The sequence below is a fragment of the Dorea sp. YH-dor226 genome (assembly GCF_039832105.1).
Lineage (GTDB): Bacteria > Bacillota > Clostridia > Lachnospirales > Lachnospiraceae > Dorea_A.
Genome location: NZ_JBDOHS010000008.1, coordinates 1 through 13,658, shown reverse-complemented (window position 1 = coordinate 13,658; position 13,658 = coordinate 1). Strand labels below are relative to the sequence as shown.

Here is a 13,658-nt window from a genome sequence, read left to right as displayed (position 1 = left end):
TTGCCTCTGGCATTTTTTCTCTGCTGTGCTATACTTTATATAGCTAAATATAGTATCCGGAGGGGATGAAATGAAAAAAGAAATATGTGTATTCAGTGAGAGTTATACGACTAAAGAACTTTGGTTTGATGATGAAACGAATCAGTTTTCAATTAAACAATATCATTGGGGCGTCATTGATGATGAAGAACATTACGACGGAGAAAATGTGACTGATACATTCAACGCTCTCAAAATGATGATTTCATATAACAAACTACATGAAGTGCTGCAATACTACAACGAACTGCAGGTTGAGCATAATCTGGATGCTGTTTTATCGACCATGACGCAAAATAGTTGGATACGCAATTATGAATTTTTGGCTGATAAACACTGTAAGTATTACAAAATTTCCGAGAAAGAATACGCTATATATTATGAAAAGACATTTTTCACAGTAACTGATCAAGGTAAAGGCATTGCCGATTTTACCGTTGTGCGGCGAATTTTGGAAAATAAAGAAATTGTTATATGTAGTGAATATGATTACTCACAAAATACATGGATACATTCTTCTCTTTGAGTCATATCATGTCTTTAAAATGTTGTCCCTAATGACAATCACTAGCTATAATTTCGGAAATTCAACCATTGTTCAAGGATACTCAACTGCTAGTGTATGGTATTTTCCTTTTTCTTTTTTTATACTTTACTTGCAAGATATGAAAGGGGGAAAATAAAATGGAAAAAGAATGCATGGCATTTCAGTTCCGGGATGCGAAAGAAGCGAAGCAACATATGAATTATGATATTGTTAAGGATTATGGGGATTACGCTTATGGACATCCTCTTTACTGCTGGGATGACGGAAAACGTTATTTGGCAAGATGTCGGAACTGTGGAGGGTATGTTCTGGTTCAAAAATCCGAGTTTCATGGAATTCAGGATGATTATTATACCGATTATTTTCCGGTTAGCGGAGCCGAAGAGGCAGAGGAATGGAACCGTTTGTATGATGGGATCGCCATTGAACGATTTTTTACAAAAAGATATCTTATGATGACCAATTTATATCTATATTGGTCTAAGGAGGGGGACTAACATGAACATATCTGAGATCGGCAGAAATATTGCTTTTCTAAGGAAGAATATAGGTTTCACGCAGGAAGAATTGGCAGAGAAGCTTGGTGTTACCGCCCAGGCAGTCAGCAAATGGGAAAATGGACATAATCTTCCGGATATTGAAAATCTGATGTCTATCGCTGAATTGTTGAATTTGCCCTATTCGGCTCTTCTCTCAGGAAATACCGGGAAGGGAATAAGCAAAACATATGATATTCGAGGAAGATTGTTCCATGAGGATAATATGTTCACAAGAATGAGAACGTTTGCCCTATCAGAAAAACTGACCGGTACATATAAGGCTCTGCACTATATGCGCAAACAACACATAGGACAATTTCGAAAACAAGGTAAATATACAACGGAACAGGTCCAATATATCAATCATCCACTTATGATGGCGTGCCAGGCACATGCATTGGGGATAAGAGATGATAATCTTCTCGCAGCAATTCTTCTTCATGATGTGGTAGAAGATACTGGTGTAGATGTGCAGGATCTGCCTTTCGCTCAGGAAGTTCAGGAACTCGTCGGACTTGTCAGCTTTTTCATTCCTGAAGGGATGACAAAGGAACAGGCAAAAGAACTGTATTATGAAAAAATTAAAGAAAACGGAAAAGCCTGTGTGGTAAAGACGATCGACCGATGCAACAATATTTCTACCATGGCTGGAAGCTTCAGCAAAGAACAAATTGCCAGGTATATTGCGGAAACTGAAGAATATATATTTCCGCTTTTGGATGTCTTGAAAAATGAGTATTCGGAATACAGCGATATGGCATTTCTTTTAAAATATCACATGCGCAGCATTCTGGAGACAATTAAATGCCTTTCTATTGACGATAGATGATGAAAAGATTGTAAAGCAGGTAATGTGGGGACTATGTCATTGTATTGCCTGCTTTTTGTATACAAAAAAAGTATGTGTGTATCCTTTTATTATGAAACAAAACCACGCATTGCGAAAATCAAAGAAATGTGATATGCTTATTGAAATATTATAATGAGGTGTTTAGAAATAATGGAATCTGCAGATAAAATACGGGGACTAAGGGAACAAACAGGAATGACCAGAAAAGATTTTTCAATACATATTGGAATTCCTCTGAGAACGATAGAGGATTGGGAGGCAGGGCGCAGGAGACCTCCGGAATATATTCCACGACTGATTGAGTATCAGCTGAAGTATGAAGAATTGATCGGGAAAAAGCAAAAGGGGGAGCAGAATGCAGAAAAATAATGAGATTGTAATTTTTGAAACGGAAGATAAGCAGGTAAAGTTACCTGTAGCTGTGGATGATGAAACAGTATGGCTAAATCGTAATCAGATGTCTGAGTTGTTTGACAGAGATGTAAAAACAATTGGTAAGCATATTAATAATGCACTCAAAGAGGAATTATCTGTTGATAATTCAACTGTCGCAAAATTTGCGACAGTTCAAATTGAAGGAGAACGAGAAGTAGAAAGAAATATTGAATATTACAGCCTTGATGTAATTATTTCCGTTGGCTATCGTGTGAAATCAAAACGTGGTGTGGAATTTCGTCGTTGGGCTAATTCCGTATTAAAACAGTACATATTGAAAGGTTATGCGGTGAATGATAATCGTATCAAACAACTGGGAGAAGTGATACGAATTATGAAAAGGACGGAGAATGAACTTGACAGCAAACAGGTACTTTCTGTGATTGAGAAGTATAGCAATGCACTCGATTTGCTGGATTCTTACGATCACCAGAATATGACTCGCCCGAAAGGGAATGAAGCAACATATGTTCTTCAATATGAAGAATGTATGGAGGTGATTCAGAGTATGCGCTTTGGTAATGAATCAGATCTGTTTGGTAAAGAGAAGGATGACTCTTTTAAAGGCAGTATCGGAAATATTTATCAGTCTTTCGGTGGAGCCGATATTTATGAATCACTGGAAGAAAAAGCAGCCAATCTTTTATACTTTGTAACGAAGAATCATAGCTTTTTTGATGGGAATAAAAGAATTGCAGCAACGATGTTTTTGTATTTCCTGGACAAGAACAATGCGTTGTTTGTAGACGGACAAAAGAAGATAGAAGATTCAACATTGGTCGCCCTCACAATAATGATTGCTGAATCAAGGCCCGAAGAAAAGGAAATGATGATCAGCGTGGTAATAAATTGTATGCAATAATAATATTATCCCCAGTGGCAATCTTCCTCTGCTTTTTTCGGCATCCTATGTTATGATGAAATCATGAGAAAGAAGGCGAAATGATAAAGCCAATCGATTCGTGTCAACAGGACAGATGTGTCCAGTACAAAAAACGACAATTCTCACTTTGTGTCGTTTGAAAAGGAAGAGGGAAATGATACTCTGGCAATGAAAGGAGGCCTATATATATGAATCAAATAAAGATTGGTTCTTTTTTGAAAGAATTACGAAATGAGAAGGGGCTGACACAGGCACAGCTGGCAGAGAAATTAAATGCGTCTAATCGTTCTGTTTCCCGTTGGGAGACAGGAAATACACTGCCGGATATCAGTATTCTCGTAGAGTTGGCAGAGTTTTATGAGATCGATATCAGGGAAATGATTGCCGGAGAAAGGAAAAGTGAGGTTATGAAAGAAGAAATGAAAGATACTTTAGTAAAAGTAGCGGAGTATACGAATGAAGATAAGGAAATGCAATGTTACAAAATGCGGAAGATGACAGGTGGTATTCTGATTGGATTTGGTGTTTTCTTAACGTTTTCCGCACTGATGATTTTTCCCAGTGACAGTAGTTGGGGTTGCATTTATTCAATGATAGGGGCAATCATATTGTCAACTGGATTATATCAGGTGATATGTAAAAATAAGTATAAGGTTATTCTTTCGATTGGCTGTTTTCTCATACTGCTTGGCAGTTTCATATTTGTAGATTATCTGGGAGTAACAATGGGAAATCAGGTTCCGAGATTTGCATATGAAAAAGAATGGAGTGATAATATGATTATTTATAAAGCACCTTTTTATACTGTAATCAGGCATAACTACGATACAGAAAATGAATATATGGAAGTGATTCATTAAGAGCCTGTTGAAAAAATGCAATGATCGAACAGAAAATGCGGATATTTAATGGACGTGAGGCCTGCCGAATAATGTCAAATGTTCAAAATTGTGTCGATGTATGTAAAATTGTTACGACAATATTTTCTTGATTTCAAATATTCTAAATAATATAATCAATATCGACGATTTTTATGTAAGGAAAAGGAGGCATTACGTAAAATGGGAGAGATTCATGTGGCAGTAGCCGATGACAATGAGAGAATTCTGGACATGCTTGGCGAAATTATCGACAATGATAAAGAGCTTAAGCTGGTCGGAAAGGCCAATAACGGAGAGGATATGTACCACATAATTAAGGAGAAACAGCCGGACGTTGTATTACTGGATCTGATTATGCCAAAGATGGATGGACTCAGTGTAATGGAAGAGGTGAATCGCGACAGGCAGATGAAAAAGCATCCGGAATTTATTGTCGTGACAGCAGTCGGGCAGGAAAGAATTACAGAAGATGCCTTCAAAAAGGGTGCAAGCTACTATATTATGAAACCTTTCAGTAATGATGTGATACTGGGTAGAATCAAGAACGCAGGACACGGAGAACACAGAGCACTTCCGGCAGATATGACAGCCGGAACGGATCCGGTTCCGGAAGTGAATCTGGAAACACGAGTGACCGATATGATCCACGAAATCGGAATACCTGCACATATCAAGGGGTATCACTATCTGCGGGATGCGATTATCATGGCTGTCGAGGATATGGATGTTCTGAATGCAGTCACCAAAATATTGTATCCGACGGTGGCAAAGATGCACCAGACGACTGCAAGCCGTGTGGAACGTGCAATCCGCCATGCAATTGAAGTAGCATGGAGCCGCGGAAAACTGGATACTCTGGATGAATTGTTCGGCTATACTGTGAGCAATGGAAAAGGAAAACCTACAAATTCTGAATTCATTGCATTAATTGCAGATACCATCAGGTTAGAGTACAAAAATAGATAAATAACTTTTCTTCTGAAAAAAAATACGCTATAATATGCATATATTTACTGAGGTTGGGAGGAAAAGTGATGAAAAAAATATTATTTGCGGCGTCAGAAGCGGTACCTTTTATTAAAACAGGAGGTCTCGCAGATGTTGTAGGTTCATTGCCAAAATATTTTGATAAAGAAAAGTATGATGTGCGTGTCATGCTGCCGAAATATATGTGTATGAAGGAAGTGTGGAAAGACAAACTTGAATATAACACGCATTTTTATATGGATCTCAACTGGAGAAAACAGTATGTAGGTATTCTGGAAACAGAATATGACGGGATCAAATTCTACTTTATTGATAATGAGTATTATTTTAATGGCTTTGCACCATACGGGGAGATGTATGCAGATATTGAGAAATTTGCATTCTTTTCAAAAGCAGTATTATGTGCGCTGCCGGTAATAGATTTTCGTCCTGACATCATACATTGTCATGACTGGCAGACCGGTCTGGTTCCGGTTTTTCTGGATAATTTCCGCTTTGGGAATGAATATTACCGTGGAATCAAGACAATTATGACAATCCATAATCTGAAGTTCCAGGGAACATGGGATACACAGAAAGTCAGGGATATCACGGGACTCCCACAGTATTATTTTGCTCCGGACAAGCTGGAAGCATATAGAGATGCGAATTTCCTGAAGGGAGGAATTGTGTATGCTGATCGTATCACGACAGTAAGCGATTCCTATGCAGAGGAGATTAAGACACCATTTTACGGTGAAAGACTGGATGGCCTGATGAACGCACGTTCCAACTGTCTGTCCGGAATTGTGAATGGAATTGATTACGAAGATTTTAATCCTGCAACAGATAAGTATATTACAAAGAATTATGATGTGAGCAATTTCCGCAAGGAAAAGATCAAAAATAAGATTGATCTGCAGAAAGAACTGAATCTGGAACAGAATCAGAAGACCATGCTGATCGGAATTGTCTCCCGTCTGACAGACCAGAAGGGATTCGATCTGGTGGCATATGTGATGGATGAGCTTTGTCAGGATGATATACAGCTTGTTGTATTGGGAACCGGTGAGGGACAGTATGAAAACATGTTTCGACACTTTGCATGGAAGTATCCGGGCAAGGTGTCTGCCAACATCTATTATTCAGAGGAGATGTCTCATAAGATATATGCTTCCTGTGATGCATTCCTGATGCCGTCACTTTTTGAGCCATGCGGTCTTAGTCAGCTGATGAGTCTTCGTTATGGAACAGTTCCGATCGTTCGTGAGACCGGTGGACTGAAAGATACTGTGGAGGCTTACAACGAATTTGAAAAGACGGGAACAGGATTCAGTTTTGCAAACTATAATGCACATGAGATGCTTGGAACGGTCCGTTATGCACAGAGAATCTACTATGATAAAAAGCGTGACTGGAACAAGATCGTAGAACGCGGAATGAGTCAGGATTTTTCATGGACGAACTCAGCAAAGCAGTATGAGGAACTGTATGACAACATGTAGTGAGGAGACCGACATGAAGATCAGAGACATTTTAAAGCAGGAAACACCTCACATATCATTTGAAGTATTTCCGCCGAAGACGGACGCGGCATATGACAGTGTGTTGTGCGCGACAGAGAAAATTGCTGCATTGAAGCCGTCCTACATCAGTGTTACTTATGGTGCGGGAGGCGGGACCAGTAAAAATACAGTCCGGATCGCATCGCACATCAAAGAAAAATTAGGTGTAACGAGTCTCGCTCATCTGACGTGTGTATCTTCGACAAAAGAAGAAGTTCATCATGTCATAGATGAACTGAAGAAGCAGGGAATTGAGAATATTCTGGCGCTGCGCGGCGATATTCCGAAGGATGGAGAGTTTCCGCTCCCGAATCACTATCGTTATGCCAGTGAATTGATTACTGATATCAAGAGTCAGGGCGACTTCTGTATCGGTGCGGCTTGTTATCCGGAAGGACATGTAGAAGCAGAGCATAAAAAAGATGATATTATGCACCTGAAGCATAAAGTTGACTGTGGCGTAGATTTCCTGACCACCCAGATGTTTTTTGATAATAACATCATTTACAATTTTTTGTATCGAATCAGAGAAATAGGTATCACGATTCCAGTGCTTCCCGGAATCATGCCGGTGACGAATGCCAAGCAGGTAGAACGGATCCTCGGTATGTCCGGTACGGTACTTCCGGAGCGTTTCCGTGCGATCGTAGATCGATTTGGGGATGATCCGAAAGCAATGCAGCAGGCCGGAATTGCTTATGCGACGGATCAGATTATTGATCTGATCGCGAATGGGATTAATCATGTACATATATATTCTATGAACAAGCCGGAAGTTGCAGAAGCAATTATGCATAATCTTTCAGATATTGTAAAATAAAGAGGACTCGGGAATGGATATAAGAACAAGAGAAGCTGTTCGTTACCTGGGATACGGAAGACATGCGGTAGATGAGCATACGCTTGCGCTGGTGGAAAGTTCTTTTAAAGAACTGGAACAATCGGCATGCGAAAGAATCATCTATCGCATTTTTGACTTGGATTTTCAGGCAGACGGGCATATAATAATTGGGAAAATGAATATTAACAGCCGAAATCTGGAACGAAATCTTTCCGGATGTGAGAAGGTAATTGTGCTGGGAGCTACATTAGGCGCGAAGGTTGATATGCTTTTGCGCAAATATGCACTTTCTGACATGGCACGTGTTGTTGTCCTTCAGGCCTGTGCGGCGGCTTTGCTGGAAGAATATCTGGATGTATGGCAGGAACAAGAAGCCGCAGAACAGGAAAAAGAAGGATATTATCTTCGTCCGAGATTCAGTCCGGGATATGGGGATTTTTCCATAGAACATCAGGAGATGATCCTGCGGATGCTGGATACCGCAAAGACGATCGGGCTTACCATGACGGACAGCAGCATGCTGACTCCTTCAAAATCTGTAACTGCGATCATCGGACTCAGTCGTCTGCAGACGTCCTGTCATAAAAAGGGCTGCGAATCATGTGATAAGAAAGACTGCATTTATCGGAGGTAAAGTACGGATGATATTGGAACGACTGGGAAAAGAATTACTATATTTTGATGGAGGTATGGGAACGCTTCTGCAGGAAAGAGGGCTGAAACCGGGAGAGCTTCCCGAGACATGGAATCTGGAACATGCAGATGAAGTGACAGAGATACACCGGCAGTATTTTGAAGCCGGAAGTGACATTGTTCTTACGAATACATTTGGTGCGAATGCGATCAAGTTTCACAATTCAGAATATGAGCTGAGAGAAATTGTGACTGCTGCCGTTTCGAATGTAAAAAAGGCTGCACTTCTCGGTGTACATGATGGAAGAAAAGTGTATACAGCATTGGATGTAGGGCCTACCGGGAAACTGTTAAAGCCGATGGGAGACCTTTCGTTTGAAGACGCATATGAGGCCTTCAAAGAAACGATGCAATATGGGGAAGCTGCCGGAGCGGATCTGATTCATATTGAGACTATGAGTGACAGCTATGAGGTGAAGGCAGCTGTTCTGGCAGCTAAGGAGAATACCAGTCTGCCGGTATTTGCGACTTTGATATTCGATGAAAAAGGGAAGCTTCTGACCGGTGGGGATGTTCCGTCTGTGGTTGCCATGCTGGAGGGACTTCGCGTAGATGCCCTGGGAATCAACTGTGGTATGGGACCGAAACAGATGATGCCGATTTTGAAAGAACTGGTGAAATACACTTCTGTACCGATTATTGTAAAGCCTAATGCAGGTCTTCCAAAGCAGAAAGATGGAGAAGTGTATTATGATGTAAGACCGGAAGAGTTTGCAGAGCTGATGAAAGAAATTGTAACTTCCGGTGCATGTGTCATCGGCGGATGCTGCGGAACGACGCCGGATCATATTCGTGCAATGGTTCAGAATACCAGAGGCATGTCGGTGATACCGCCGGTGAAGAAAGATTTTACAATCGTGTCTTCGTACGGTCAGGCAGTGATCCTTGGGAATAAGCCGATGATCATCGGGGAGCGTATCAATCCTACCGGTAAGAAATTATTCAAACAGGCTTTAAAGGACCACGATATTGATTATATTTTGAAAGAAGGAATTACGCAGCAGGATAAGGGTGCGCATATTCTTGATGTAAATGTCGGCCTTCCGGACATCAATGAAGTGGAGATGATGCGGGAAGTTGTAACAGAATTACAGAGCGTCTCCAGTCTTCCTCTTCAGATTGATACTGTTGATACACAGGCAATGGAAGCGGCCATGCGTATCTACAATGGAAAGCCGATGATCAATTCCGTCAATGGAAAGCAGGAAAGTATGGACGCGGTATTCCCTCTGATACAGCGCTATGGAGGTGTTGTGGTAGGTCTTACGCTCGATGAAGAAGGTATTCCGAAGACTGCGGAGGGCAGAATAAAAGTAGCCGGAAAGATCATTGAAGAAGCGAAAAAGTATGGAATTGATAAAAAGGATATTGTAATTGACGTACTTACAATGACGATCAGTTCAGAGGCAGATGGTGCGAAGATTACACTGGATGCACTAAAAGGGGTACGTGAAACCTATGGAGTATGCACGGTTCTCGGAGTGTCCAATATATCCTTTGGTCTTCCTTATCGCCCGGCAATTAATTCTAATTTCTATACAATGGCGATGCAGAATGGATTGAGCGCCGGAATCATCAATCCGTCTTCCGAGGATATGATGCGTTCTTATTATTCATTCTGTGCGCTTATGAATTATGATGAAAACTGCGAAGCGTACATCCGCCAGTACGGCAATCAGACATCATCGGCTCCGGTCAGCAGGAAAGCAGAGATTACGTTGAAAGAAGCAATTGAAAAAGGTCTCAAAGAAGAGGCACATCATACGACCAGAAAGCTTCTGGGTGAAATGGAACCGCTGGATATTATCAACCAGTACCTGATTCCTGCGCTGGATGAAGTGGGAAAAGGATTTGAAAAGGGAACGGTGTTCCTTCCGCAGCTTTTAATGAGTGCTGACGCGGCCAAGATTGCATTTGCAGTTTTGAAAGAACAGCTGGCAAAGAGCGGAGATAATCTGCAGAAAAAGAACAGAGTGATTCTGGCTACCGTTAAGGGAGATATTCATGATATTGGAAAAAATATCGTTAAAGTATTGATGGAAAATTACAGTTTTGATGTGCTGGATCTTGGAAAAGATGTTCCTCCGGAGACGATCGTAGATACAGCGATTAAGGAAGATATCCGTCTGGTTGGTCTGAGTGCACTGATGACTACGACGGTTGTGAGTATGGAGGAAACGATCCGGCTTTTAAGAGAACGCAAGCCGGATTGTAAAGTGATGGTTGGCGGAGCTGTGCTGAATCAGGAATACGCTGATATGATCGGTGCAGATTTTTACGGAAAAGATGCGATGCAGTCCGTATATTATGCACAGAGTGTATTCGCAGAATAATCATGATACAATGTCATATTTTTATAATAGAAAGGATATATAAGAGGAGAAAAACATGGGATTAATATTACCAGAGAATTATGATCCACGCCTGAGCGTGAGAGAAACACAGGGAGCAATTAAGTATATTCGTGATACTTTTCAGAAAGAATTTGGAAGGGAAATGAATCTGGAGCGTATATCTGCACCACTGTTTGTCGAAAAGAGCAGCGGTCTCAATGATAATCTGAACGGTGTGGAAAGACCGGTTCAGTTTGATATCGCAGGAATGCCACAGGAAACGGTAGAAGTTGTCCAGTCTCTTGCAAAATGGAAACGAATGGCACTTTATGAGTATGGATTTGCGCCTGGAGAGGGCTTATATACGAATATGAATGCGATCCGCCGGGATGAAGAGCTTGATAACCTGCACTCCTGTTATGTGGATCAGTGGGACTGGGAGAAGGTTATTACAAAAGAAGAGAGAACTGTTGATACCTTAAAGGATACGGTTCGCAAAATATTTAAGATCATCAAGCATATGCAGCATGAGGTGTGGTATAAATATCCACAGGCAGTGAAAATACTTCCGGACGACATCTTTTTTATTACATCTCAGGAGCTTGAAAACCGGTATCCGGATAAGACACCGAAGGAGAGAGAGAACCTGATCACAAAGGAATATGGCTGTGTATTTCTGATGCAGATCGGTGATAAGCTTGCAAGTGGAAAGCCGCATGACGGACGTGCGCCGGATTATGATGACTGGCAGTTAAACGGTGATATCCTGTTCTGGTTTGAGAATCTGAACTGTGCACTTGAGATTTCCAGTATGGGAATTCGTGTAGATGAAAAGTCTCTGGAGGAACAGCTGAAGAAAGCCGGATGTGAAGAGCGAAGAAATCTGCCATACCACAAGATGCTTCTGAACGGAGAACTGCCGTATACGATCGGTGGAGGAATCGGGCAGTCCAGATTGTGCATGCTGCTTCTGGACCGCGCACATGTCGGAGAAGTACAGGCGAGTCTCTGGCCGAAAGAGATGCGGGACATCTGCAGGGAGCATAAAATCTATCTCTTATAAATTGTATGTAAAAGAGAACAAACAAACCGGTTGACATTTCTTTAACAAAAATTTATATTAAAAAACGGAAGAAATATAATATAATTCAGGAGGAATGCGTCTCATGATGAGAGGGTTGGACACAACGGTCAGAAAGCTGAGAAGAAAAGTATTTGAAGAAGTAGCAAGACTGGGATTTAAGGCAAATGCAGAAACATTATGTGATGATATGGAAGCAATTCCATACAAGATAGTGAATGAAGATACGGAGCAGTATCGTGACAGTATCTATCGTGCACGTGCTGTTGTAAGAGAAAGGTTAAGACTGGCAATGGGTCTTTCTCTTCGCCCGGAAAATAAGCCGGTTCATCTTACGTCAGGTGTGGAAGCAAGTAACATTTCCGACAAATATTATGAACCGCCGCTTATGCAGGTGATTCCGTCTGCCTGTGCACGCTGCGAGGAAAAGGGATATGAAGTCAGCAACATGTGTAAAGGCTGTCTGGCACACCCTTGTATGGAGGTCTGTCCAAAGGGTGCTATCTCCATGGTTAACGGAAAATCCTACATAGATCAGAGTAAATGTATTAAATGTGGTAAATGTAAGAATGCATGTCCATATGACGCAATCTCCAGAAAAGAGCGTCCATGTGCAAAGGCATGTGGTGTAAATGCGATTGAAACTGATAAATGTGGTCGTGCGCAGATTAACAGTGACAAGTGTGTATCCTGTGGTATGTGTATGGTCAGCTGTCCGTTTGGAGCCATCTCAGACAAGTCTCAGGTATTTCAGCTTGCAAGAGCATTATCTGAGGGAGATCAGATTGTTGCAGAGATCGCGCCGGCATTTGCAGGACAGTTTGGGGATAATATTACACCAAGAAACTTAAAGGCTGCACTTCAGGAGCTTGGATTTTCCGAGTTCTACGAGGTTGCACTCGGCGCAGATATCGGAGCGATTGCAGAGGCTCACCACTATGTGAATAAGGTTGCGACCGGGGAACTTCCGTTCCTCCTGACTTCATGCTGTCCTTCCTGGGCAATGCTTGCGAAGAAGTATTTCCCGGATATGATCGATCAGGTATCTGAAGAACTGACACCGATGGTAGCGACTGCTCGTACGATCAAAAAAGAACACCCGAACGCAAAAGTAGTATTTATCGGACCATGTGCTGCCAAGAAGCTGGAAGCCATGAGAAGAACGGTTCGAAGTGATGTGGATTTTGTTATTACATTTGAAGAACTGCAGGCGATGTTTGACGCGAAGGATATCGATCTCACGGAATATGAAGCGGAATCTTCTTTCCACAATGCAACAGGAGCAGGACGTGGATATGCCGTTGCAGGCGGTGTCGCATCAGCCATCGAAAGATGTGTAAAAGAGTATTATCCGGACGTAGAAGTGAAGATCGAGCATGCAGAAGGTCTTGCAGAATGTAAGAAGATCCTCTCCATGGCAAAGGTCGGAAGAATGAACGGCTGCCTGATCGAAGGAATGGGCTGTCCGGGCGGATGTGTGGCCGGAGCCGGAACCAACATTGAAGTTCCAAAGGCACAGAAAAAGGTAAAAGAATTTGTTGCAGGTTCAACAAAAGCACTGCCGCCAAAGGAACTCGAAGAGATTGAACTGAAATAAAATCCGAAAATAAAGAGGCTGAAGTGAAAAGTTTATTTCCACTTTGAAAAGAGAGAAAAGAAAAGTGGCAATTACTCTTACAAAAATGAGTGATTGCTGCTTTTTCTGTTTTATTAAGTAGAAATAAGTGTTACACTAAACGATGCAAACAACAGGCTACTAAAAAAAGAAAGGATTTTTGGACATGACAAAAAAGCGGACTTTAGTCGGTATTTTTAAGCTTGTAGGACTAAATTCCACTTGCTGTGTATGGTATTTACTTTCTTTGACAGCCGCCTGTTGTTTTTTGCTAAATTCGGTCGAACTGACCGGCCAGCTCGGATGAGCTGACCGCGAGTTCATTTTATCTGACCACTTGTAGATCAATTTGCAGGTTACTTGGAAGGATTTCTCATATTCCTTCCGTTA

At 41.5% G+C, this 13,658-nt stretch carries 13 protein-coding genes; all 13 read left to right on the top strand.

What is annotated here, in order from left to right; all coding sequences use genetic code 11:
* Window positions 1-70 precede the first annotated feature (70 nt).
* The 13 genes from ABE547_RS08325 (at window position 71) to ABE547_RS08265 (ending at window position 13,250) form a co-directional block, all read left to right on the top strand.
* Window positions 71-565 carry a hypothetical protein gene (locus tag ABE547_RS08325; protein WP_347378345.1) on the top strand — a complete coding sequence of 165 codons (495 nt, stop codon included), beginning with the start codon at window positions 71-73 and terminating at the stop codon, window positions 563-565.
* A 158-nt stretch (window positions 566-723) separates the two neighbouring features.
* Entirely contained in the window at window positions 724-1,083 is a 360-nt protein-coding gene (locus ABE547_RS08320; protein ID WP_347378344.1) for a hypothetical protein, read from the top strand.
* Window position 1,084: 1 nt separating this feature from the next.
* Window positions 1,085-1,954, top strand: a complete 870-nt coding sequence (locus ABE547_RS08315; RefSeq protein ID WP_347378343.1) for an XRE family transcriptional regulator — start codon at window positions 1,085-1,087, stop codon at window positions 1,952-1,954.
* 153 nt (window positions 1,955-2,107) lie between these two features.
* Window positions 2,108-2,344, top strand: coding sequence for a helix-turn-helix domain-containing protein (locus ABE547_RS08310; RefSeq protein WP_347378342.1), 237 nt, complete (start codon window positions 2,108-2,110; stop codon window positions 2,342-2,344).
* Window positions 2,331-3,272 (top strand): virulence protein RhuM/Fic/DOC family protein, encoded by a 942-nt coding sequence (locus ABE547_RS08305; RefSeq protein ID WP_347378341.1) that lies wholly within the window; start codon window positions 2,331-2,333, stop codon window positions 3,270-3,272. The genes ABE547_RS08310 and ABE547_RS08305 overlap by 14 nt, the downstream gene beginning before the upstream one ends.
* A 209-nt stretch (window positions 3,273-3,481) precedes the next feature.
* On the top strand, window positions 3,482-4,153 hold the full coding sequence (locus ABE547_RS08300) for a helix-turn-helix transcriptional regulator (RefSeq protein ID WP_347378340.1): 672 nt from the start codon (window positions 3,482-3,484) through the stop codon (window positions 4,151-4,153).
* Between the two features lie 201 nt (window positions 4,154-4,354).
* Window positions 4,355-5,140 carry a sporulation transcription factor Spo0A gene (gene spo0A / locus ABE547_RS08295; RefSeq protein ID WP_347378339.1) on the top strand — a complete coding sequence of 262 codons (786 nt, stop codon included), beginning with the start codon at window positions 4,355-4,357 and terminating at the stop codon, window positions 5,138-5,140.
* 68 nt (window positions 5,141-5,208) lie between these two features.
* A complete protein-coding gene (gene glgA, locus ABE547_RS08290; RefSeq protein WP_347378338.1) occupies window positions 5,209-6,645 on the top strand; it encodes a glycogen synthase GlgA in 1,437 nt (478 codons plus the stop codon).
* Window positions 6,646-6,658: 13 nt separating this feature from the next.
* Window positions 6,659-7,525, top strand: coding sequence for a methylenetetrahydrofolate reductase [NAD(P)H] (gene metF, locus ABE547_RS08285; protein ID WP_347378337.1), 867 nt, complete (start codon window positions 6,659-6,661; stop codon window positions 7,523-7,525).
* A gap of 13 nt (window positions 7,526-7,538) precedes the next feature.
* Window positions 7,539-8,180: a Vitamin B12 dependent methionine synthase activation subunit gene (locus ABE547_RS08280; protein ID WP_347378336.1), complete on the top strand. Its 642-nt coding sequence runs from the start codon at window positions 7,539-7,541 to the stop codon at window positions 8,178-8,180.
* 7 nt (window positions 8,181-8,187) lie between these two features.
* On the top strand, window positions 8,188-10,572 hold the full coding sequence (locus ABE547_RS08275) for a homocysteine S-methyltransferase family protein (protein ID WP_347378335.1): 2,385 nt from the start codon (window positions 8,188-8,190) through the stop codon (window positions 10,570-10,572).
* Between the two features lie 55 nt (window positions 10,573-10,627).
* Window positions 10,628-11,635 carry an aspartate--ammonia ligase gene (asnA, locus tag ABE547_RS08270; RefSeq protein ID WP_347378334.1) on the top strand — a complete coding sequence of 336 codons (1,008 nt, stop codon included), beginning with the start codon at window positions 10,628-10,630 and terminating at the stop codon, window positions 11,633-11,635.
* Window positions 11,636-11,738: 103 nt separating this feature from the next.
* A complete protein-coding gene (locus tag ABE547_RS08265; RefSeq protein WP_347378333.1) occupies window positions 11,739-13,250 on the top strand; it encodes a 4Fe-4S dicluster domain-containing protein in 1,512 nt (503 codons plus the stop codon).
* Window positions 13,251-13,658: the final 408 nt, after the last annotated feature.

What these genes read in the sequence shown, in the direction of transcription:
- ABE547_RS08325 (WP_347378345.1), top strand. Translation starts at nt 71, where the DNA reads ATGAAAAAAGAAATATGTGTATTCAGTGAGAGTTATACGACTAAAGAA.
- ABE547_RS08320 (WP_347378344.1), top strand. Translation starts at nt 724, where the DNA reads ATGGAAAAAGAATGCATGGCATTTCAGTTCCGGGATGCGAAAGAAGCG.
- ABE547_RS08315 (WP_347378343.1), top strand. Translation starts at nt 1,085, where the DNA reads ATGAACATATCTGAGATCGGCAGAAATATTGCTTTTCTAAGGAAGAAT.
- ABE547_RS08310 (WP_347378342.1), top strand. Translation starts at nt 2,108, where the DNA reads ATGAGGTGTTTAGAAATAATGGAATCTGCAGATAAAATACGGGGACTA.
- ABE547_RS08305 (WP_347378341.1), top strand. Translation starts at nt 2,331, where the DNA reads ATGCAGAAAAATAATGAGATTGTAATTTTTGAAACGGAAGATAAGCAG.
- ABE547_RS08300 (WP_347378340.1), top strand. Translation starts at nt 3,482, where the DNA reads ATGAATCAAATAAAGATTGGTTCTTTTTTGAAAGAATTACGAAATGAG.
- spo0A (WP_347378339.1), top strand. Translation starts at nt 4,355, where the DNA reads ATGGGAGAGATTCATGTGGCAGTAGCCGATGACAATGAGAGAATTCTG.
- glgA (WP_347378338.1), top strand. Translation starts at nt 5,209, where the DNA reads ATGAAAAAAATATTATTTGCGGCGTCAGAAGCGGTACCTTTTATTAAA.
- metF (WP_347378337.1), top strand. Translation starts at nt 6,659, where the DNA reads ATGAAGATCAGAGACATTTTAAAGCAGGAAACACCTCACATATCATTT.
- ABE547_RS08280 (WP_347378336.1), top strand. Translation starts at nt 7,539, where the DNA reads ATGGATATAAGAACAAGAGAAGCTGTTCGTTACCTGGGATACGGAAGA.
- ABE547_RS08275 (WP_347378335.1), top strand. Translation starts at nt 8,188, where the DNA reads ATGATATTGGAACGACTGGGAAAAGAATTACTATATTTTGATGGAGGT.
- asnA (WP_347378334.1), top strand. Translation starts at nt 10,628, where the DNA reads ATGGGATTAATATTACCAGAGAATTATGATCCACGCCTGAGCGTGAGA.
- ABE547_RS08265 (WP_347378333.1), top strand. Translation starts at nt 11,739, where the DNA reads ATGATGAGAGGGTTGGACACAACGGTCAGAAAGCTGAGAAGAAAAGTA.